At 70.8% G+C, this 21,198-nt stretch carries 16 protein-coding genes; 9 read left to right on the top strand and 7 right to left on the bottom strand.

Annotated elements, in window-relative coordinates:
- Positions 1 to 175: 175 nt before the first annotated feature.
- The 3 genes from SANBI_RS06465 to holA are packed head-to-tail and all read left to right on the top strand — an operon-like array spanning position 176 to position 4,710.
- Positions 176 to 1,072 carry a ComEA family DNA-binding protein gene (locus SANBI_RS06465; RefSeq protein ID WP_319160076.1) on the top strand — a complete coding sequence of 299 codons (897 nt, stop codon included), beginning with the start codon at positions 176 to 178 and terminating at the stop codon, positions 1,070 to 1,072.
- Positions 1,069 to 3,693 carry a ComEC/Rec2 family competence protein gene (locus SANBI_RS06470; RefSeq protein ID WP_319160078.1) on the top strand — a complete coding sequence of 875 codons (2,625 nt, stop codon included), beginning with the start codon at positions 1,069 to 1,071 and terminating at the stop codon, positions 3,691 to 3,693. The genes SANBI_RS06465 and SANBI_RS06470 overlap by 4 nt, the downstream gene beginning before the upstream one ends.
- A 12-nt stretch (positions 3,694 to 3,705) precedes the next feature.
- Positions 3,706 to 4,710, top strand: coding sequence for a DNA polymerase III subunit delta (gene holA, locus SANBI_RS06475; RefSeq protein ID WP_319160080.1), 1,005 nt, complete (start codon positions 3,706 to 3,708; stop codon positions 4,708 to 4,710).
- Positions 4,711 to 4,856: 146 nt separating this feature from the next.
- Here holA and SANBI_RS06480 read toward each other — a convergent pair whose 3' ends face one another.
- The 3 genes from SANBI_RS06480 to SANBI_RS06490 all read right to left on the bottom strand — a co-directional run bounded on the left by SANBI_RS06480 (position 4,857) and on the right by SANBI_RS06490 (position 7,660).
- On the bottom strand, positions 4,857 to 6,386 hold the full coding sequence (locus tag SANBI_RS06480) for a UDP-N-acetylglucosamine 1-carboxyvinyltransferase (RefSeq protein WP_319160082.1): 1,530 nt from the start codon (positions 6,384 to 6,386) through the stop codon (positions 4,857 to 4,859).
- A 161-nt stretch (positions 6,387 to 6,547) separates the two neighbouring features.
- The gene (gene rpsT / locus SANBI_RS06485) at positions 6,548 to 6,808 is read right to left on the bottom strand and encodes a 30S ribosomal protein S20 (RefSeq protein WP_056131572.1); all 261 of its coding nucleotides are present in this window, start codon (positions 6,806 to 6,808) and stop codon (positions 6,548 to 6,550) included.
- A 246-nt stretch (positions 6,809 to 7,054) separates the two neighbouring features.
- Positions 7,055 to 7,660, bottom strand: coding sequence for a type II toxin-antitoxin system PemK/MazF family toxin (locus SANBI_RS06490; protein ID WP_319160084.1), 606 nt, complete (start codon positions 7,658 to 7,660; stop codon positions 7,055 to 7,057).
- A gap of 129 nt (positions 7,661 to 7,789) precedes the next feature.
- Between SANBI_RS06490 and SANBI_RS06495 the strand changes: the two genes are divergently transcribed.
- The 6 genes from SANBI_RS06495 to SANBI_RS06520 all read left to right on the top strand — a co-directional run bounded on the left by SANBI_RS06495 (position 7,790) and on the right by SANBI_RS06520 (position 16,491).
- Positions 7,790 to 8,185, top strand: a complete 396-nt coding sequence (locus SANBI_RS06495) for a DUF485 domain-containing protein (protein ID WP_319160086.1) — start codon at positions 7,790 to 7,792, stop codon at positions 8,183 to 8,185.
- Positions 8,182 to 9,906, top strand: coding sequence for a solute symporter family protein (locus SANBI_RS06500; protein ID WP_319160088.1), 1,725 nt, complete (start codon positions 8,182 to 8,184; stop codon positions 9,904 to 9,906). Before SANBI_RS06495 ends, SANBI_RS06500 begins: the two co-directional genes overlap by 4 nt.
- 124 nt (positions 9,907 to 10,030) lie before the next feature.
- The gene (gene lepA, locus SANBI_RS06505; protein ID WP_056131578.1) at positions 10,031 to 11,914 is read left to right on the top strand and encodes a translation elongation factor 4; all 1,884 of its coding nucleotides are present in this window, start codon (positions 10,031 to 10,033) and stop codon (positions 11,912 to 11,914) included.
- A 7-nt stretch (positions 11,915 to 11,921) separates the two neighbouring features.
- Positions 11,922 to 13,178, top strand: coding sequence for a radical SAM family heme chaperone HemW (gene hemW / locus SANBI_RS06510; RefSeq protein WP_319160091.1), 1,257 nt, complete (start codon positions 11,922 to 11,924; stop codon positions 13,176 to 13,178).
- Between the two features lie 2 nt (positions 13,179 to 13,180).
- Positions 13,181 to 15,298 carry an acyltransferase family protein gene (locus SANBI_RS06515; RefSeq protein ID WP_319160093.1) on the top strand — a complete coding sequence of 706 codons (2,118 nt, stop codon included), beginning with the start codon at positions 13,181 to 13,183 and terminating at the stop codon, positions 15,296 to 15,298.
- Between the two features lie 185 nt (positions 15,299 to 15,483).
- Positions 15,484 to 16,491: a DUF2189 domain-containing protein gene (locus SANBI_RS06520; RefSeq protein ID WP_319160095.1), complete on the top strand. Its 1,008-nt coding sequence runs from the start codon at positions 15,484 to 15,486 to the stop codon at positions 16,489 to 16,491.
- A 139-nt stretch (positions 16,492 to 16,630) separates the two neighbouring features.
- On the opposite strand, the gene SANBI_RS06525 is transcribed toward SANBI_RS06520, so the two are convergent.
- The 4 genes from SANBI_RS06525 to SANBI_RS06540 form a co-directional block, all read right to left on the bottom strand.
- Positions 16,631 to 17,491, bottom strand: coding sequence for a DUF3097 domain-containing protein (locus SANBI_RS06525; protein WP_056131591.1), 861 nt, complete (start codon positions 17,489 to 17,491; stop codon positions 16,631 to 16,633).
- Positions 17,492 to 17,564: 73 nt separating this feature from the next.
- The gene (locus SANBI_RS06530; protein ID WP_319160097.1) at positions 17,565 to 17,981 is read right to left on the bottom strand and encodes a DUF779 domain-containing protein; all 417 of its coding nucleotides are present in this window, start codon (positions 17,979 to 17,981) and stop codon (positions 17,565 to 17,567) included.
- A gap of 30 nt (positions 17,982 to 18,011) precedes the next feature.
- Positions 18,012 to 19,535: an acetaldehyde dehydrogenase ExaC gene (gene exaC, locus SANBI_RS06535; protein ID WP_319160099.1), complete on the bottom strand. Its 1,524-nt coding sequence runs from the start codon at positions 19,533 to 19,535 to the stop codon at positions 18,012 to 18,014.
- 144 nt (positions 19,536 to 19,679) lie between these two features.
- On the bottom strand, positions 19,680 to 21,059 hold the full coding sequence (locus SANBI_RS06540; RefSeq protein WP_319160101.1) for a helix-turn-helix domain-containing protein: 1,380 nt from the start codon (positions 21,057 to 21,059) through the stop codon (positions 19,680 to 19,682).
- Between the last annotated feature and the right edge of the window lie 139 nt (positions 21,060 to 21,198).

Genomic DNA, 21,198 nt, shown 5'->3' on the forward strand with positions numbered 1-21,198 from the left:
GAGGCACGCGCCCAGATCTAGCGTCTGGCAGGTGACTGCACCTCGATCTCTTGACGGACCAGACGAGCACGGGCCCTCCGGTGGACTTCCGACCAGGTCCCGAGGTCGCCTGCGGGAGGACGGCGGGGACTCGCGCGAGCGGGAGCACGTCCAAGGGCACGAGGGGCCAGGCGGCTTGGCTGACGACTGGGCTGACGACTTGTCGGCGGCGTCCGACGCCAGAGACCTGCCCGAGGCCCCGGGCAGCGCGCTCGTCCGCTCGGTCGCTGCCGCCTACACCGCAGCCCACGGCCACCCGGCCGAGCACGACACGCTCGTGGACCGCGAGACAGGACGCCGACGCTGGGCGCTCGGGCTGCGAGCGGCCCTCGCAGCTGCCGTGGCGCTGCTCGTCGTCGGGGGTGTCGTGGTGGTGCGTGACCTGAGGACCATGTCGGTCGAGCCTGTCGCCGTCAGCGAGGGTGACGGCGCGGCTGCTGAGGCTCAGACGATCGGAGACGATCAGGACGGTGGAGAGAACCAGGGCGATGCCGCTCAGACGACCTCCGGTGAGATGGGAGACGGGTCGTCCGATCCGGGGGACGAGGCTTCGTCCGGAGCAGGGGCGAGCGGCGAGACGGTGCTCGTCCACGTCGTCGGGCAGGTCAACGCGCCAGGCGTCGTCGAGATCCCGGCGGGCTCACGGGTGGTCGACGCCATCGCCGCGGCAGGCGGCGCGACCGCGGAGGCCGACACCGCAGCGGTGAATCTTGCCCGGCAGGCCGTCGACGGCGAGCAGGTCTACGTGCCTGCACCCGGGGAGGCCGTCCAGGTGCCCGGGGCCGGGCCAGCTCCGGCGAGTGGACCGGGCGGAGGTGACACGAGCGGGACTCCAGGTGCGGCATCGGTGAACCTCAACAGCGCGGGTTCGGAGGAGCTCCAGACTCTCCCCGGGGTGGGTCCGGCGCTCGCGCAGCGCATCCTCGACTGGCGAGAGTCCAACGGTACCTTCGGCTCGGTCGACCAGCTCCAGGACGTCTCGGGGATCGGCCCTGTCGTCTTCGAGGGCCTCCGCGCCCTGGTCACGGTATGAGCGGCGTCCCGCGGGACCTCCGGCTGGTCCCGGCGACGCTGGCTGGCTCGTCGGTGACCTGGTGGTCTGTCGCCTCCGAGGTCCGGCCGGTCGCCGTGTGCGCAGCGGTTGCGGGTGTCACCGTCCTGCTGCTCGTCGCGGTCCGTGCCGTGCTGCTCCGGTGGTGGTCAGCCCCGCCGCCGGTCGTGCGTGCCAGTCTCGGTCAGCTCGTGCTCGTCGGTGCTGTCGTGATGGTGCTGAGTCTGGTGGTCGCAGCACAGCTGAAGGCCGGGAGCACGGGTCTCCTGCCCGGTCTTGTCGGAGCCGGAGCGAGCGGGACCGTCCGCGGGTCGGTCGTGTCGGAGCCGCGGACCACCTCCGCTGGATTTGATGGCGAGCCGCGGGTCGTGCGGACGATCGCCCTGACGTCGGTGACCGGCTGGTCCGGCGGCGTGCTGTCGACCGGCCCTGCTCACGGGGACGTGGTCGTGCTCGGAGGCACGGCCCTGGCTGACGTCGACTACGGCTCGACCGTGGAGGTCGACGGGCAGCTGCTCGCGGTCGACCCGGGGAGCGCGACGACAGCGATGCTCGCGCTGCGGGAGGCGGCCCCCTCTTCTCCCGCGCTGCGGGTCCTCGAGCCTCCAGGTCCCCTCCTGCGGGCAGTGAGCACGGTGCGGTCCTCCTTCGTCGACGTCTCGTCCACGTTGCCCGAGCAGGCGCGCGGCCTCGTGCCAGGTGTCGCCGTGGGGGACACGTCGATGCTCTCGCCGCGTCTGGACGCCGCGATGAAGACGACCTCGCTCACCCACGTCACGGCCGTCTCGGGGTCGCACTTCGCGATCATCTTCGCGACGGTCGCCGGGCTGTGCACGCTCGTCCGGCTGCCTCGGCGCGTCAGGGTCGTGGTCGCCGGGCTCGCGATGGCCGGGTTCGTGCTGCTCGTGCACCCGGAGCCGAGCGTCGTGCGGGCCGCCGCGATGTCCGCCGTCGCCCTGGTCGCCGTGCTGCTCGGGCGTCCTGGTCAGGCGCTCTCGGCGCTGTGCGCGGCGGTCCTCGTGCTGCTCGCGGTGGACCCATTCCTTGTGCGCTCTTATGGCTTCGTGCTCTCCGCTCTGGGGACCGCAGGGCTGGTCGTCGGGACCCGGCCGATCGCCGCCTGGCTCGGACGCGCACTGCCGCGGTGGATGGCTCTGGCTGTCGCGGTCCCGCTCGCCGCCCAGCTCGCCTGCGCGCCGGTGATCGTCCTGCTCGACCCTGTCGTGGCGACCTACGCTGTCCCGGCCAACGTGCTGGCCGCCCCGGCGCTCGTCCCGGCCACGGTCCTCGGCGTCGTCGGAGCGCTCCTCGCGCCGTGGTGGCCGGGTGCGGCAGGGTTGTTCGCGCAGGTCGCAGGCTGGGCCACCTGGTGGATCGCCGAGGTCGCCGAGCGCCTCGCAGGAGCACCCCTCGCGAGCATCCCATGGGCGGCCGGGGCACCGGGTGCTCTCCTGCTCGCGCTCGTGTCAGCGGCAGGGGTCGTGCTCGTCTGGCGCTGGAGCAGCATCGTGTGGACGGCGCGGACGGGGATGTTCGTCGCCGGGATCGGGGCACCGCCCAGCGCACCGCGCCGGGGACGGGCTCCAGCCGTCTTCGCCAGGCTGGGCACCGGGGGGTCACGCGGGACCGGGGCCGTGCACGCGGCGGCACGACCGCTCTCGCGAGCCGCCGGCCTGCTGACCTGCGCGCTCGTCGGGCTCCTCGTCGTCTGGCAGACACAGCCGCCGTGGCTGGCTGACGTGCTGCGCGGCGGGGGAGTGGCCTGGGACGCCGACTGGCAGGTAGTGGTGTGCGACGTCGGCCAGGGCGACGCCCTCGTCGTTCAGACCGGACCGGGCCGGGCGGTCATGGTCGACGTCGGACCGCCCGGTGACGCAGCGGCACGCTGCCTCGACGAGCTCGGTGTCACGACCCTCGACCTCCTGGTGCTCACGCACTTCCACGACGACCACGTCGGCGGGCTCGCCGAGGTCCTCGACGGGCGCGTGGTCGAGGAGGCCTACGTCAGCCCGGTCCGGGAGCCGGCCGGCCACGCCGAGGGGGTCGCACGGCTGCTCGACGCCGCGAGCATCCCGTGGCAGGCAGTGAGCGCGAACCCGGGCGGGCTGGAGCTGCTGGCCGGCCCGGCGCCCGAGCAGGTCGTGTGGGGGGTCTTGGCCCCCGTTGCAGGGGGCGCGGAGGGCCGAGCTGCCGGGCAACCGACAGTGGAGACGGCTGAGGACGGGGCGGCGAACGACGGGAGCGTCGTCATGGTGATCCGCACCCCGGAGCTCAGCGTCGTGGCCCTCGGTGACCTCGAGGCACGAGGCCAGGCCGCCCTCCTGCGGAGCCTGACCGACGACGGTGTGAGCCTCGGCCCTGTCGACGTCGTCAAGATGGCGCACCACGGCTCCCGCGCGCAGGACCCAGACCTCGCTCGCCTGCTCAGCCCCGACGTCGTGCTCGTCGGTGTCGGCGCCGACAACACCTACGGGCACCCCACGCAGGACGCCCTCGACCTCTATGAGTCCCACGGCGCGACCATCCTGCGCACCGACCTGTGCAGCACCTCGGGAGTCCTCGTCCGCCGGGGTCAGACCTTGGTCGCAGGCGGCTGCTCGTGACACCCTTGGACCATGGCCGCCCCCCGAAGCTCAGCACGTGGCAAGACTCCTGGACTCGCGTGGGACGAGGCGACGCTCGCACCGGTCGTCCTGGTCCACGGGGCCGAGGGGCTGCTCGTCGACAGGGCTGTCGAGAGGCTCGTCGGGCTGGCCCGCGAGGTCGACCCCGAGACCGAGAAGACGACGGTCCAGGCGGCGCTCTACCAGTCAGGCATGCTCTCGGTCCTCACCAGCCCGTCACTCTTCGCCGAGCCGCGGATCGTCGTGGTCGAGAGCGTCGAGGCGACCACCGATGCCCTGATGACCGATGTCATCGCCTATCTCTCTGCCCCGGCCGACGACGTGTTCCTCGTCCTCGAGCACCGCGGGGGAGTGCGCGGCAAGAAGATGCTCGACGCGATCCGCGCGAGTGGCGCCCCGGTGGTCACCTGCGACCCCATCAAGAAGGACGCCGAGAAGGTGGCCTTCGCGGCTGCCGAGTTCAAGCGCGGCGGACGCCGCGCCACAGCGGGTGCGGTCCGCGCGCTCGTCGAGGCTGTCGGCAGCGACCTGCGCGAGCTCGCCTCGTCCTGCTCGCAGCTCATGGCCGACTCCGAGAAGACCATCGACGAGACCGCCGTGTCCCGCTACTACGGCGGACGGGTCGAGGCGACGGGCTTCAGGGTCGCCGACGCCGCCATCGCAGGCGACGCCGGTCAGGCTGTCGCCCTGCTCCGTCACGCGCTCGACACCGGGGCCGACCCCGTCCCCGTCGTCGCCGCCCTCGCCATGAAGCTGCGCACCCTCGCCAAGGTCGCCGGGATGCGCGGCCGGGGCGGCAGCGCCTCCGACATGGGGCTCGCCCCGTGGCAGGTCGACCGTGCCCGCAAAGACCTCGCGAGCTGGACGCCCGAAGGCCTCGCGACGGCCATCACGGCGACAGCCCAGGCCGATGCCGAGGTCAAGGGCGCCGGCCGCGACCCGGTCTTCGCCGTCGAGCGCGCCGTCCTCACCGTCGCCCGCAGCGCGGGCCGCTGAGGGACTGCTGACGCCCCGCCGCTCGGCGCCCTGTGCCGACCGCTTCTGCCGTCGCACGCCAGGGACCACCTCGCAGCCGTGGTCCCTGGCCGACGCATGCGGGCAGGTGCTCGCGGGCGTCGGCCGGGGAGGTCGAGCGGTCGTCCTCAGGCGTCCCGGAACACCGTGATCTGCGCACCGAGCGCCGTGAGCCTGTCGGCCAGGTCTTCGTAGCCGCGGCGGATCATGTACACGTTGCGCAGCACCGAGGTGCCCTGCGCGGCGAGCATGCCGAGCAGCACCACGACCGCGGGACGCAGCGCCGGCGGGCACATGAGCTCCGCCCCGCGCCACCGCGTCGGGCCCTCGACGAGCACGCGGTGCGGGTCGAGCAGCCGGACGTTCGCGCCGAGGTTCGTCAGCTCGGTGAGGTAGATCGCGCGGTTGTCGTAGGTCCAGTCGTGGATGAGCGTCCCACCCTCGGCCGACGCCGCGATGACGGCGAAGAACGGCAGGTTGTCGATGTTCACACCAGGGAAGGGCATCGCGTGGATCTTGTCGATCGGTGCCTTGAGCTCGCTCACGTGCGTGGTGAGGTCGACCAGCCTGGTCCGCCCGTTCGTCGACATGTACTCCTCGGTCATGTCGTAGCGGAAGCCCATGGTCCGCAGGATCGCGAGCTCGATCTCGACGAACTCGATCGGCACGCGGCGGATCGTGATCGACGACTTCGTGACGACAGCAGCCGCGAGGAAGGTCATCGCCTCGACGGGGTCCTCGGACGGTGCGTACTCGATGTCGGTGTCGATCACGGGCACCCCGTGCACCACGAGCGTCGTGGTCCCGATGCCCTCGATCTTCACGCCGAGGTCCTCGAGGAAGAAGCAGAGGTCCTGGACCATGTAGTTCGGGCTCGCGTTGCGGATCGTCGTGGCGCCGTCGTGACGGGCCGCTGCGAGGATCGCGTTCTCGGTGACGGTGTCGCCGCGCTCGACGAGCACGATCGCGCCGTCTGCCCGGCGGTCGTGGTCGACCTCGACGTGGTACTTCTCCTCCGTCGCGCGGACCTCGACGCCGAAGTGGCGCAGCGCGAGCATGTGCGGCTCGACCGTCCGGGTCCCGAGGTCGCAGCCCCCGGCGTAGGGGAGCTGGAAGGCGGGGCGGTCGTGCACGAGCGGGCCGAGCAGCATGAGGATGCTGCGGGTGCGGCGCGCCGCCTCCTGGTCCATCTCGTCGAGGGCGAGGGTCACGGGTGGCTGGAGCACGAGGTCGCGGCCGTCCTCGGTCCACTCGGCGCTCACGCCGATGCTGCGCAGCACCTCGAGGATGCGGTCGACCTCGGCGATCCTCGCGACCCCGCGGAGGGTGGTCCGTCCGCGGTTGAGCAGCGAGGCGCAGAGCAGCGCGACGGCAGCGTTCTTCGACGAGCGGATGTCGACGGCGCCGCTGAGCTCACGGCCCCCGTGCACCCGCAGGTGCATGACGTCGTTGCGGCCGAGCGTGAGGAGCTCGGCGTCGAGGGCCTCGGAGATCCGCCGGACGGTGTCGAGCGAGAGGTTCTGGCCACCCTTCTCGATCCGGTTGACAGCGCTCTGGCTGGTCCCGATCTTCTCGGCCAGGTGCGCCTGGGTCCAACCGTGGAGCTTGCGGGCGTCGCGGATGAGGGTACCGATCCGCGCGGCGTCGATCGTCGTCATGCTCGCCACCGTATCTCATAGATGAGATAAACGTGTGAAGAGATGTGGTGACCTCGGCGCCCGTCCCGCCGAGCCCGGGTACGACGAAGGCGCCGCCCCGACACGGGAAGCGACGCCTTGGGCGCGATCTCTGGCACCGAGGTGTCAGAGATCAGTGAGACTCACAGGCCGTGGACGGCCTTTGCAAGAGCCGACTTGCGGTTCGCGGCCTGGTTGGCGTGGATGACGCCCTTGGACACGGCCTTGTCGAGCTTCTTGGACGTGATGACCAGTGCAGCGGCAGCAGCATCCTTGTCGCCGGCGTTGATCGCGGTCCGCACACGACGAACGTGCGTGCGGAGCTCGGTCTTGACGGCGTTGTTGCGAAGGCGAGCCTTCTCGTTGGTGCCGATGCGCTTGATCTGAGACTTGATGTTAGCCACGTGAGGACTCTCTGATAATTTCGCCGGAGCGAGTGAACAGGTCGTAGAAGGCGTTTCCAGCACCGGGACTGGGGTGGGGAACCCGTGGAGAGGTACTGGAATGGTGCCCGCCGACCCGGGCGGAGCACGCAATGATCGAACCTACCAGATCGCCCCGCTCGACGACAGGTCTGACGGCCTGCGACCGTGTGAGCCGACACTCACCGAGACCCCCGCTCACCGGGGCCTCCGCTGAGCGAGACGCTCTCAGCGTCGAGCGGCCGTCACGACCTTCGTGAACACGGTCTCGGGCAGGATCGCGCCTTCCCGGCGGACGGCCCCAGGGTCGACCCGCACGACGCGGTCGACCCGCACCTCGCTGTCCCGGCCCTGCGAGTCCCACGGACCCGAGCCCACGTCGATCCACCGGCGTCCGTACCGCGCCTCGTCGGCGGCGTCGCGGCTGTGGTCCTTGCTCGTGAGCATCAGCCCGAGCAACCAGGCACCGTCCCGTCCGACGAGCAGCACGGGGCGGTCCTTGCCGCGAGAGAAGTCCTCTTCGTAGGGGACCCAGGTCCAGACGATCTCGCCAGGGTCCGGGGCGCCGTCGAGCTGAGGCGAGTACTGCGGCCGCAGGGTGCCTGTGAAGTCGCCGGGGTACGCAGCTGCTGCGGTCGGCCCGCCCGTGGTGCCCTGGGCCGACGTGCCCGTGCGGCTGCCGCTGCCTCGGCCCCCACCCTCGCGCGCGCCTGTCCCACCGCCGCGGGGAGCACCCGCTGCCGGTCGCCCTCCCGCCGTCCCGCCTCGCGTCAGGCTGCCGATCACGGCTCGCGCGAGACGGACGGCTGTCGAGGTCCAGGGAGTCTTCGCCATGACCGCAGACTAGCTGCCACCGCGTCGGTCGCCCTGGTTGCGACCCATCCGCACCTGCGGCAGTGTGGCCCGGGTCACACAACTCAGCCTGCTCCGTGCAACGACGCCCGGGCAGCCACAGGAGGCGCGATGACCGACTCGACCCAGTCCCCGACCCCGCCCGACGGCCGACCGCCGACGGGCCCACCCGGACCGCACGACCGCACCGGCGACCTCCTCGACTACGAGCAGGTGCAGGACAGCCCGGAGTTCCAGGCGCTGCGACGGCGCTTCAGGCGCTTCGTCTTCCCGATGACAGCCTTCTTCTTCCTCTGGTACCTCACCTACGTGCTGCTCGCGGACTACGCGCACGACTTCATGAGCACGAAGGTGTGGGGGACCATCAACGTCGGTCTCCTCATGGGCCTCGGCCAGTTCGTCACGACCTTCGCGATCACGATGATCTACGCCCGCTGGGCCAACAAGAAGCAGGACCCCATGGCGGACGAGCTCCGTCAGCGCATCGAGGGACGTGATCTCGTATGACCGCCGTCGTCCTGCCGGGCCTCTCCGGCGCCGTCCCCGCCCCGCTCTCGGGGCACCTCCCGCTCGACCTCTCTGGGCAGCCCCACGCAGCAGGCGTGGTCGCCGCCTCCGAGGACATCGGCAACCCCGTCGTCAACATCGGCATCTTCCTCGCCTTCGTCGCGGTGACCCTCGTCATCGTGCTGCGGGCCTCCCGCACGAACAAGACGGCCGAGGACTACTACGCGGGCGGCCGGTCCTTCACGGGTCCGCAGAACGGCACGGCCATCGCGGGGGACTACCTCTCGGCCGCGAGCTTCCTGGGGATCGTCGGCGCGATCGCGATCAACGGCTACGACGGGTTCCTGTACTCGATCGGCTTCCTCGTCGCGTGGCTCGTGGCGCTGCTGCTCGTCGCCGAGCTGCTGCGCAACACCGGCAAGTTCACGATGGCCGACGTCCTCTCCTTCCGCCTCAAGCAGCGCCCTGTGCGCATGGCGGCGGCGCTGACCACCCTGGCAGTCGTGTTCTTCTACCTCCTCGCGCAGATGGCCGGGGCGGGCGGTCTCGTCGCGCTCCTGCTCGGCATCGACAGCCGGGCCGGCCAGGGCCTCGTCATCGCCGTGGTCGGTGCGCTGATGATCGTCTACGTGCTCATCGGCGGCATGAAGGGCACCACCTGGGTGCAGATCATCAAGGCGATCCTGCTCATCGCGGGCGCCGGGATCATGACGGTCTGGGTCCTCGCGAAGTTCGGCTTCAACCTCTCGGACGTCATCCAGGGGGCGATCACCACCTCGGGCATCCCCGGGCTCGCCGAGCCTGGCGCGCAGTACGGCGGCAGTGAGACGAGCAAGCTCAACTTCTTGTCCCTCGCGCTCGCCCTGGTGCTCGGCACAGCCGGTCTGCCGCACGTCCTCATGCGCTTCTACACGGTCCCGACAGCCAAAGAGGCCCGCAGGTCTGTCGTCTGGGCCATCTGGCTGATCGGCATCTTCTACCTCTTCACGCTGGTGCTCGGCTACGGGGCCGGAGCCCTGGTCGGTGCCGACACGATCAACGCCGCACCCGGCGGCGTGAACTCGGCGGCCCCGTTGCTGGCCTTCGCCCTCGGCGGGGAGATCCTGCTCGGTCTCATCTCGGCCGTCGCCTTCGCGACGATCCTCGCCGTCGTCGCGGGACTGACCATCACGGCCGCCGCGAGCTTCGCCCACGACATCTACGCCTCGGTCATCAAGAAGGGCGAGGTGAACCCCGACGGCGAGGTCAAGGTCGCCCGGATGACCGTCGTGGTCATCGGTCTCCTCGCGATCATCGGCGGCATCTTCGCCAACGGCCAGAACGTCGCCTTCCTCGTCGCCCTGGCCTTCGCCGTCGCCGCGAGCGCGAACCTGCCGACCATCCTCTTCTCGCTGTTCTGGAAGAGGTTCAACACGCGGGGCGCCCTGTGGAGCATGTACGGCGGGCTCGGCTCGTGCCTCGTGCTCATCGCCTTCTCGCCCGTGGTCTCCGGCAAGACTGACGAGGCCGGCAACAGCCTGTCGATGATCCGCGACGCAAGCATCGACTTCGCGTGGTTCCCGCTCGAGAACCCGGGGATCGTCACCATCCCGCTCGGCTTCCTTCTCGGGGTGGTCGGCACGCTGACGAGCCGCGAGAAGGGCGTGAAGGCGAAGTTCGCCGAGATGGAGGTGAGGTCGCTCACGGGTGCAGGCTCCGAGAAGGCCGCGACCGAGCACTGACCCCGTCCGCAGCCGCGAGTCCCGGCGGTCCCCGGCACCTGGCTGGGGCCCCGCGGGGCGGCACCGCTCGACGACGCGTCGACAGGGTGCCGCCCCGCGGCGGGTCCGTGGGACAATCGACCACGTGACTCCCATCCCTTCAGCGGCCAACCTCGCCCGCATCCAGCCCGCGGCCACTGCTCCGGAGCTGCTCCGAAACTTCTGCATCATCGCGCACATCGACCACGGCAAGTCGACCCTGGCCGACCGCATGCTCCAGATGACCGGCGTCGTCGACCCGCGTGCCATGCGCGCGCAGTACCTCGACCGCATGGACATCGAGCGCGAGCGCGGCATCACCATCAAGTCGCAGGCCGTGCGCATGCCGTGGGAGGTCGCCGACGAGAACGGCGTGCCGACCGGCTACGCCCTCAACATGATCGACACCCCGGGCCACGTGGACTTCACCTACGAGGTCTCGCGCTCCCTCGCGGCCTGCGAGGCCGCGGTGCTGCTGGTCGACGCTGCGCAGGGCATCGAGGCCCAGACGCTCGCCAACCTGTACCTCGCCATGGAGAACGACATGGCGATCATCCCGGCGCTCAACAAGATCGACCTGCCGGCCGCCCAGCCCGAGAAGTACGCGGAAGAGCTCGCGAACCTCGTCGGCTGCGAGCCCGAGGACGTCCTGAAGATCTCGGGCAAGACGGGTGTCGGCGTCCCCGAGCTGCTCGACCGCATCGTGCTCAAGACGCCCGCGCCCGTCGGCGACCCCGACGCCCCGGCGCGCGCGATGATCTTCGACTCCGTGTACGACACGTACCGCGGCGTGGTCACCTACGTCCGTGTGGTCGACGGCAACCTCGCCCCGCGCGAGCGCGTCATCATGATGTCGACCCGGGCGACCCACGACCTCCTCGAGATCGGCGTCTCGTCACCCGAGCCCATCCCGACCAAGGGGCTGGGCGTCGGCGAGGTCGGCTACCTCATCACCGGTGTCAAGGATGTCCGCCAGTCCAAGGTCGGTGACACCGTCACGAACGCGGCCAAGCCTGCCGAGGACGCGCTCGGCGGCTACTCCGACCCCAAGCCGATGGTCTTCTCCGGCCTCTACCCGGTCGACGGCTCGGACTACCCGGTCCTGCGTGACGCCCTGGACCGCCTCAAGCTGAACGACGCCGCGCTCATCTACGAGCCCGAGACCTCGGTCGCGCTCGGATTCGGCTTCCGTGTGGGCTACCTCGGTCTTCTGCACCTCGAGATCGTCCGCGAGCGCCTCGAGCGCGAGTTCAACCTCGACCTCATCTCGACGGCCCCCAACGTCATCTACGAGGTGACGATGGAGGACAAGAGCATCGTCACGGTGACCAACCCGAGCGAGTTCCCGGGCGGCAAGATCGGCGAGGTCCGCGAGCCCATCGTCAAGGCCACGGTGATCGCCCCCTCGGAGTTCATCGGCGCCGTCATGGAGCTGTGCCAGGGCCGACGCGGCGAGCTGCAGGGCATGGACTACCTCTCGGCCGACCGGGTCGAGATGCGCTACATCCTCCCGCTCGCGGAGATCGTCTTCGACTTCTTCGACCAGCTGAAGTCCCGCACCCGCGGCTACGCCTCGCTCGACTACGACGTGATCGGCGAGCAGGCGGCCGACCTCGTCAAGGTGGACATCCTGCTGCAGGGCGAGCAGGTGGACGCCTTCAGCGCGATCGTGCACAAGGACAACGCGTACTCCTACGGCCTGTCGATGGTCGGCAAGCTCAAGAACCTCATCAACCGTCAGCAGTTCGAGGTGCCGATCCAGGCTGCTGTCGGTGCGCGCGTGATCGCGCGCGAGACCATCCGTGCCATCCGCAAGGACGTCCTCGCCAAGTGCTACGGCGGAGACATCTCCCGCAAGCGCAAGCTCCTCGAGAAGCAGAAGGAGGGCAAGAAGCGCATGAAGACCATCGGGTCTGTCGAGGTCCCGAAGGAAGCCTTCATCGCCGCCCTGACCTCCGAGCAGACGGAGTCCCGAGACAAGAAGAAGTGAGGCAGTCGTGACCCCGGCTCTCCCCGACGGCGACCCGGCTCCCGACGACGGCACGCTCCCCACCTGGGTGGCGTCCGGTGCGGCTGACCGCCGGTTCGGCGTCTACATGCATGTCCCGTTCTGCACAGTGCGGTGCGGGTACTGCGACTTCAACACGTACACCGCGAGCGAGCTCGGCGGTGGCGCGAGCCAGTCCGCGTACGCGACGACGGCCGTCTCCGAGATCGAGATGGCCGGGCGCCTCATGGACGCGGCAGGCCTGCCGCGCCGCGAGGTGTCGACGGTGTTCGTCGGTGGCGGCACGCCCACGCTGCTGCCGGCCCGCGACCTCGCGACGATGCTGGCGGCTGTCCGCAGCACGTGGGGGCTCGCCGAGGACGTCGAGGTGACGACCGAGGCGAACCCGGACTCGGTGACCCCGGAGTCCTTGAAGGTCCTCGCCGACGCCGGGTTCACGCGGGTGTCCTTCGGTATGCAGTCGGCGGTCCCGAGCGTGCTCGCGACCCTCGAGCGCACGCACGACCCGCGCCGCATCCCCGACGTGGTCCGGTGGGCGCGCGACCTCGGCCTCGACGTCTCACTCGACCTCATCTACGGCACACCGGGGGAGACCCTGGACGACTGGCGGACGAGCGTCGAGTCGGCCCTCGCGACAGGTGTCGACCACGTGTCGGCCTATGCGCTCGTGGTCGAGCAGGGCACCAAGATGGCCGCCCAGGTCCGCCGCGGGCAGCTGACCCTGCCGAACGAGGACGACCAGGCCGCCAAGTACGAGCTCGCCGACGACCTGCTGACCGAGGCTGGCCTCGGCTGGTACGAGGTCTCCAACTGGGCGCGCACGGTCGACGGCGTGCAGCGGGCCTGCCGCCACAACCTCGCCTACTGGCGCGGCGACGACTGGTGGGGCGTCGGTCCAGGCGCGCACTCCTACCTCGGCTCGGACGTCCCGGGCACCCGCGGCCTGCGCTGGTGGAACGTCAAGCACCCCGTCCGCTACGCCAACCGGCTCGGTCAGGGTCTGAGCCCGTCGGCCGGGCAGGAGACCCTCGACGACGCCTCGGCGCAGCTCGAGCGGGTCATGCTCGGTGTCCGTCTGCGCGAGGGCTTCGCGACGGCCGACCTGTCTCCCCGTGCCCGCACGGCCGTGGCCCAGCACGTGGCCGACGGGCTCGTCGACGGGCGCGCGGCCATCGCCGGGCGTGTCGTGCTGACCCGTCGTGGGCGCCTGCTCGCCGACACCGTCGTCAGAGACCTCACCGACTGACGATGGCTGCCTCGACTCCCCGTCAGCCACGCTCGGACCGCGGACCGTCGACCACGGTCCGCGAGCTCGGGCGTGTCACGCTGCCCGAAGGGCTCGAACGGATGGACCGTCCGGCGGTGCCGCTCGGGACGATCCGCAAGCCTGTCGCGCCCCGCTCGTCGTCGCGGCCGCCGCGCATCTACGGCCTCGACTCGTTGCGGGCCGTCGCCGTCCTCGCGGTCCTCGTCTACCACTTCTTGCCGGCGCTGCTCCCGGGCGGCTTCATCGGTGTGGACGTCTTCTTCGTGCTGTCCGGCTTCCTCATCACCACGCTGCTCGTGCGCGAGCGTGTGCAGACCGGGCGCGTGTCCCTGCGGCACTTCTGGACGAGGCGGGTCAGACGCATCATCCCGGCGATGGTGGCCGTGGTGGTGGTCTGCACAGCTGCGGCCGGGGTGATCGGCGGTGACGTCCTCGTCGGGATCAAGCTGCAGGTCCTGGGGGCGCTGACCTTCGCGAGCAACTGGTTCGCGATCGCCCAGGGCACCTCGTACTCGGCCGACCTCGTGCCGCAGCTCTTCGCCAACTTCTGGTCCCTCGCGGTCGAGGAGCAGTTCTACCTGTTCTGGCCGCTCGTGCTGCTCGCCGTCTTCTCGGTGCGGCGCTCTCGGGTGACCGGTCTGGTGGTCACGGGTCTCTTCGCCGTGGGATCAGCGGTGTGGATGGCCGTCGCCTACGACCCGTCGGGGGACCCGTCGCGCGTGTACTTCGGCACGGACACGCACCTCTTCGGTCTGATGGCCGGGGCGTTCTTCGCGCTCTGGTTCGCCCCGCGGACCCCGCGCGACACCCCGCAGGTGCCTGACGTGGAGTTCGCGAGCCAGTCTCTGCTGCCCGTCCAGAGCCGCTTCGCGCGCTGGTTCCCGACGTCGCGCCGTCGGTGGTGGCGTCACGCCCTCGGCCTCACGAGCGCCGTGGGCCTCGTGGTCCTGACCCTCACGATGTCCGTCGACGACGCGTTCACGTACCGCGGCGGGCTCGTGCTCGCCTCGCTCTTCGCCCTCGGGCTCATCGCCTTCCTCATCCGCAGCCAGCCGCTCGCACGACGGGTCGAGGTCCGGCCCCTGCGCTGGGTCGGCGTGCGCTCCTACGGGATCTACCTGTGGCACTGGCCGATCGTCGTGCTCGTCGCGAGCCTCATGGGCGCGGAGAACCCGGGTCGGTCGACGTCGTGGTCGGTCGCCGCCGTGGCGACCGTGGTCACTGCGGTCGCCGCCTGGGTGTCGTACAAGTACCTCGAGCGTCCGGTGATGATCGCCGGCATCCGGGCGCTCTGGATGCGGGTCGCGGGCCGCGCACGGCGGCTGGTCGTCGCTGCGCGCGCCGAGCAGGCAGCACCGGGCCGCTCGCCCCTCGCCCGGGTCCGTCTCGCGGTGGCCGCGGTGCTGGCCCTCGGTCTCGTGAGCGCCTTCGTGCTCGCCGGGGTCCGCGAGCCCGCCACGTCCTCGCTCGAGGCGCAGATCCTCGAAGGGGCACAGGCTGCGCAGGAGGCCAACGCGGCGCAGCCCGCGCCTGCGCCCACGGTCGAGCCCACGCCCGAGCCGACAGCGCCAGCAGAGCCGACACCGGCCCCCGCCCCGACGGTCCCGCCGCCGGGTGACCAGGTGACCCTGGTCGGCGACTCGGTGAGCCTCATCAGCGTGCCGGCCCTCCAGGCGGCGCTGCCAGGGGTCTTCGTCGACGCCGAGGTGTCACGCCAGATGAGCACGGCACCCGAGATCATCACGGCGATGCGGGACGCGGGGACCCTGCGCAAGTACGTGGTCGTGTCCCTGGGGACCAACAGCACGGTGACCGAGCGGGTCATGGAGGACGTCGTCGCCGCCGTCGGTCCCGACCACGTGCTCGTGCTCGTCACGGGTTCCGCGGACCGCAGCTGGATCGGCCCGACGAACGACCAGATGCGGGCCGCTGCGGCCCGCCACCCCGAGAACGTGGTCGTGGCCGACTGGGCTGCCGCGGTCGCTGCCCAGCCCGACGTCCTCGGCAAGGACGGTGTGCACCCGGCACCTGCGGGGCAGGACCTCTACGCCCGCACCGTGGCGGACGCCCTCACCGGAGCGCAGGCGCTCGTCCCCTGAGTGCAGGTGCTCGTCCTCTGAGTGCTCAGAGACCACGTGCCAGCGTGTGGTCTGCGCAGGCGCACGGTCGTCGGGGGCTCTAGCCTGGACCTTTGCCGCCCCCCTAGGGTGAGGTAGACAGCCCCCGGCCGTGGTCCGACCGCATCCCGCGGTCGTCCGCCGGGACCGAGGACCGAGGAGATCGCATGAGCGACAAGACGCCGGACGACGGCACGCAGGACCCCTACGCACAGTCGGGATATCCGCCGCCCCCCGGGCCGGCGCAGCCGCCCGTCTACGGCCAGCCTGCCCAGGGTCAGCAGCCCGGCTACGGCCAGCAGCCCCCGGCCTACGGCCAGCCCGCAGCGGGCCAGCAGCCGCCCGCCTACGGTCAGTCGGCACCGGGTCAGCCCTCGGGCTGGGAGAAGACCACCCCGGAGCAGCCCGCCTACGGCGCTCAGGACCAGTACTCGACCGGCGGCTACCCGCCGCCCGGGTCCGCCTACCCGCCGCCGAGCGCCCCGCCGATCTCCGCGGGGCAGTACGGGGCCCCCGAGTCGCCCGTGCCCGACGGCTTCCGCTACGGGTGGCAGAAGTTCACGCAGAACATCGGCGTGTTCCTGCTGGCGGCGCTCGCCTACATCGTGGCCTTCTCGGTGATCGGCGGGATCTTCTTCGCTGTCCTCGTCGGCAGCAGCCTCTCGGCAGACGATGGCGACATCGGTGCCGCAGGCCTCGCGGGCCTGGGCTTCGGCGCGATCGTCTTCACGCTCATCATGTTCTTGCTGGTCTTCCTCGCGCAGGCGGGCATCATCCGTGGGGCGCTGGCCATCACGCAGGGGAGGCGCCCGTCGCTGGCCGACTTCTTCGCGGTCGACCGCATCGGCACGGTCATCCTCACGTCGCTGCTCATCAGCATCGTGTCGACGATCGTCAGCTTCACCTTCATCGGGTCGATCATCGTCGGGTTCTTCGCGCAGTTCGCGCTGTTCTTCATCATCGACAAGGGTCTCGGGATCATCGACTCGATCAAGGCGAGCGTCCGCCTCGTCCTCGACAACCTGTCGACCGCGATCCTGCTCTACGTCTTCGTGTACCTCGCGATGCTCGCCGGCACGATCGTGCTGTTCGTCGGCCTGCTGGTGGCGGTGCCGGTGTCGATCCTCGCCTCGGCGTACGTCTACAGGAAGCTCATCAACGAGCAGCCCGTCTGACGACGTCCAGCTCCACGCACCATGACGAGAGCCTGCACCCCGGCCGGGGTGCAGGCTCTCGTCGATGACGGGCTGTCTCCGAGGATGGCACGGCAAGACCTCACCCGGCAGGACCTCAGGAGCGTCTGGACCGGCTGGGTCAGTCGGTGACCGTCACGAAGTCGATGAGCTCTTCGACCCTGCCGAGCAGGGAAGGCTCGAGGTCCGCGTAGCTGCGGACGGTCCCGAGGATCTTCTTCCAGCCGAGGGCGACGTCGGTCTGGTTCTCGGCGGGCCAGCCCAGGCGCTGGAGGATCCCGTACTTCCACTCGGTGCCACGGTCGATCACCGGCCACGCGTCGAGCCCGATGCGCTGCGGGCGCACGGCCTGCCACACGTCGACGTAGGGGTGGCCGAGCACCTTGACGTTGCCGCCGGGGAAGGCGCGCAGCACGTCGTCGGTGATGCGCTGCTCCTTGCTCCCCGGGACGAGGTGGTCGACGAGCACACCGACCCGGCGGCCCTTCGACGGCTTGAAGTCGGCGAGCGCGTCGGCGAGGTTGTCGACTCCTTCGAGGAGCTCGACGACCACACCCTCGACGCGCAGGTCGTCGCCCCAGACCTTCTCGACGAGCTCGGCGTCGTGGCGTCCCTCGACCCAGATGCGGCTGCCGCGGGCGACGCGCGCCCGGGCGTCGGCGACCACGCGCGACCCGCTCGCCGTGCGGGTGGGTGCGGCGGGGGCCGTGGAGGTGACCGGGGGAGTGAGCGTGACAGGGGCGCCGTCGACCCAGAACCCCGGGCCGAGCGGGAAGGTGCGGGTGCGCCCGGCGCGGTCTTCGAGGACGACGACGTGCAGACCGCCGGACTTCTCGACACGGGTCACAGCCCCGACCCACCCCGTCATGACCTCCTCGACGACGAGCCCGCGGTCGGCGGGCACGGGCCGAGAGGTGGGGCGGCGCGCCGAGGGGTGCGGGCCGGCGGCGAGGACGTCCTGGGAGTAGCGGTCTGAGCTCACCGCAGCAGGCTAGCCGCCGCGTGCGACGGACGAGCGGAGCCTCGCCGTCCGTCGCACGCAGGGGCTGCCCCGATCAGGCGAAGGCGTCCGCCACGTCCATCAGCCGCGACCGGATGATGAAGCGCACCCCCTCGGGGCTCTCGACCGAGAAGCCCGAACCGCGCCCTGGGACCACGTCGACGGTCAGGTGCGTGTGGCGCCAGTACGCGAACTGCTCGGTCGACATCCAGAAGTCGATGGTCTGCGCCTGCGCGCCGTCGGCTCCCTGGTCGGCGATGTCGAAGCGACCGAGGAGGACGTCGGCCGCCGAGGTGAACAGCTCACCCGCGGGGTAGCACATGGGCGACGAGCCGTCGCAGCACCCGCCGGACTGGTGGAACATCAGCGGCCCGTGCTGCTCCCACAACCTGCGCAGCAGCTCGACCGCGCTGTCCGTCGCGGCGACCCGCGACTGTGTCTCTCCGTCGATGACGACGTCGGCGTCGATCATGGATCCTCCTCGATGAGTCCGAGCACGCTCCTAGAAGAACCCGAGGGCCGACTCCGAATAGCTCACCAGCAGGTTCTTCGTCTGCTGGTAGTGGTCGAGCGCGAGCTTGCTGTTCTCCCGCCCGATCCCCGAGCTCTTGTACCCGCCGAAGGCCGCCCCCGCCGGGTACGCGTGGTAGTTGTTCACCCACACGCGTCCCGCCTTGATGTCTCGCCCTGCGCGGTAGGCGAGGTTCCCGTTGCGCGACCACACGCCGGCCCCGAGGCCGTAGAGCGTGTCGTTCGCCTTCGCGATGGCGTCGTCGTAGTCGTCGAAGCTCGTCACCGCGACCACCGGCCCGAAGATCTCCTCCTGGAAGATCCGCATCGAGTTCTGCCCCTCGAAGATCGTCGGTGCGACGTAGTAGCCGTCGGTGAGGTCACCGCCGAGGTCGACCCGCTCTCCGCCGAGCAGCAGGCGTGCGCCCTCCTGCTTGCCGATGTCGATGTAGCTGAGGATCTTCTCGAGCTGGTCGTTCGAGGCCTGCGCGCCGACCTGGGTGTCCGTGTCGAGAGGGTTCCCCTGGACGGCCTTCTTCGTCCGGTCGAGGGCGTCGGAGAGGAAGGTGTCGTAGATCGGCTTCTGGATCAGCGACCGCGACGGGCAGGTGCACACCTCGCCCTGGTTGAAGGCGAAGAGCACGAAGCCCTCCTGCGCCTTGTCGTAGTACGAGTCGTTCTTGTCGGCCACGTCCTCGAAGAAGATGTTCGGGCTCTTGCCGCCCAGCTCGACCGTCGACGGGATGAGGTTCGCGCTCGCGTACTGCAAGATCAGCCGGCCCGTGGTCGTCTCGCCCGTGAAGGCGATCTTGCGGATCCGGGGGCTAGAGGCGAGCGGCTTGCCGGCCTCGAGACCGAAGCCGTTGACGACGTTGAGCACGCCGGGCGGGAGGATGTCGCCGATGAGCTCGATCAGCACGAGGATCGACACGGGCGTCTGCTCGGCGGGCTTGAGCACGATCGTGTTGCCGCCCGCGAGGGCGGGTGCGAGCTTCCACGTGGCCATGAGGATCGGGAAGTTCCACGGGATGATCTGCCCGACCACACCGAGGGGCTCGGCGTAGTGGTAGGCGACGGTGTCGTTGTCGAGCTCGGTGAACTCGCCCTCCTGCGCGCGGATGACCGACGCGAAGTACCTGAAGTGGTCCGCGGCGAGGGGGAGGTCGGCGTTGAGGGGCTCGCGGACCGGCTTGCCGTTGTCCCAGGTCTCGGCGACCGCGAGCAGTTCGAGGTTCGCGTCGATGACGTCGGCGATCTTGTTGAGCACGTCGGCGCGCTCGGTGCCTGTGGTCTTGCCCCACGAGGGAGCCGCCTTGTGCGCGGCGTCGAGGGCCGCCTCGATGTCTTCGGCCGTGCCGCGGGCGACCTCGGCGAAGGGCTTGCCGTTGACGGGGGAGATGTCTTCGAAGTACTGGCCCTTGACGGGGGCGACCCAGGTGCCGCCGATCCAGTGCTCGTAGCGGGGCTTGAAGGTGACGAGTGCTCCCGGGGTGCCGGGGGCTGCGTAGACGGTCATGTGTGCTCCTTCGACGACGCTGTCTGATGAGCGCCCGGCGGTGACCGGGCTCTCCTCGACGCTAGGCCCGCCGAGGTTGCATCGAGTTGCACGAGCGGTCGAGCGGTCGAACGCCGGGCGCGCCACGCCTGCTCGCCCAGGTCGTCAGGGCGTCACCCGGCCGAGCCTGAGCTCGAGGTCTTCGAGGTGCGCGACGACAGCAGCCCGGCGGGGCGAGCGACCGGGCAGCAGCCGCAGGCACGCCGTCCACAGCTCGACGTCGTCCGTGCCCTCGTCGGTCCGCGCGAAGGCGAGGAGGGTGTCGACCCCGGCGTCGGCGAGCAGCGACTCGCGGAGGCGTCGGCTCACCTCGGTGCGGAGGTCGGCGACCCCGGGAGATGCCGACCCTGGCAGGACCGGGCCGACGTACCCCGCGAAGGCGACCCTGTGAGCGCCGCGGTCGAGGAAGGCGAGCACCTGAGAGGCGTCGAGGTCGAGCGGCGTGCCCACCCTGTAGGGACGCGAGAGGACCTGGAGCGACGCGGGCTCGAGCGCCCTCCGCAGGCGGACCATCTCGGCGCGCAGGGTGACGAGGGCGTCGTCGCGCCCGTAGACGGCGGTCGCGAGCTCCTCGGCGCCGAGGCCGCGCGGGTGCCAGGCGAGCAGCGTGAGGATCTCGGCGTGGCGCCCGCTCAGGACCAGCCTGTCCCCGGCGACCTCGAGCAGCGCGTCGTCCCGCCCGAGGACCCGCAGCAGCGGGGCGTGCCCGCGGGTGGTGCCAGTCTGCCCGGCGGGCTGCGTCGTCTCTGCTGCTGGTGCGGCCTTCGCCACGGTGGGTGCTGCGAGCCGCCTCAGCGTGAAGCCCGACGGCCGCCGCGCCGCCCTGCGCGCGAGCCGGTCTTCGAGGGTGAGCAGGTGCAGCTCGGCCTCGACGGCGAGCGCCGTCGCCTCTACGAGGGCGAGGGTCGTGGGGGCCACGGCGTCGTCACCCCCGGTGATGTCGATGACCCCGAGCAGCGAGCCCGTCGCGCGGTCGTGCACGGGGACGGCAGTGCAGCTCCACGGGTGCACGATCCGCGCGAAGTGCTCGGTCCGTCGGATCTGCACGGCACGGCCGAGCACGAGCGCCGTCCCGGGGGCGTTGGTGCCCACGGCGGTCTCGGACCAGTCGGTCCCGGCCACAAAACCCATGCTCTCCGCCCGACGGCGGACGTCGTGGTCGCCGTCGACCCAGAGCAGCCGCCCGGCCTGGTCTCCGACGGCCACCATGAGGCCGGTGTCGGTCGTGTGCCGCACGAGGAGAGTCTGGATCGTGCCGAGGACGCGTGTGAGCGGGTGCTCGTCCCGCACGGCCCGGAGAGAGTCGTCGAGCAGGGTCGGCTCGGGTACGGCGTCGGGGTCGAGACGTGAGGCCGACGAGCGCACCCACGAGGCCTGCACGAGATCACGCACCCCGCCGGGCTGTGGCAGCAGGGGGAGGGCGGGCAGACCAGAGCGGGCGGACAGGACCGGCAGGGCCGCCGGTGCGTCCGACGGAGTGTGCATGCGCCGGACCTCCCGTCGTCGCCGGCACGCTCCGTCGCGTGCCGGTCCAGGTCTGCTCACACGATAGCTCCGGGCCGCACGGCTGTCTCCAGGGGAGGCGTGAGCGCCGCGTGCACCGTGACGGTGCCCTGTCGTAGAA

It is taken from the genome of Sanguibacter biliveldensis (assembly GCF_033798665.1).
Taxonomy (GTDB): domain Bacteria; phylum Actinomycetota; class Actinomycetes; order Actinomycetales; family Cellulomonadaceae; genus Sanguibacter; species Sanguibacter inulinus.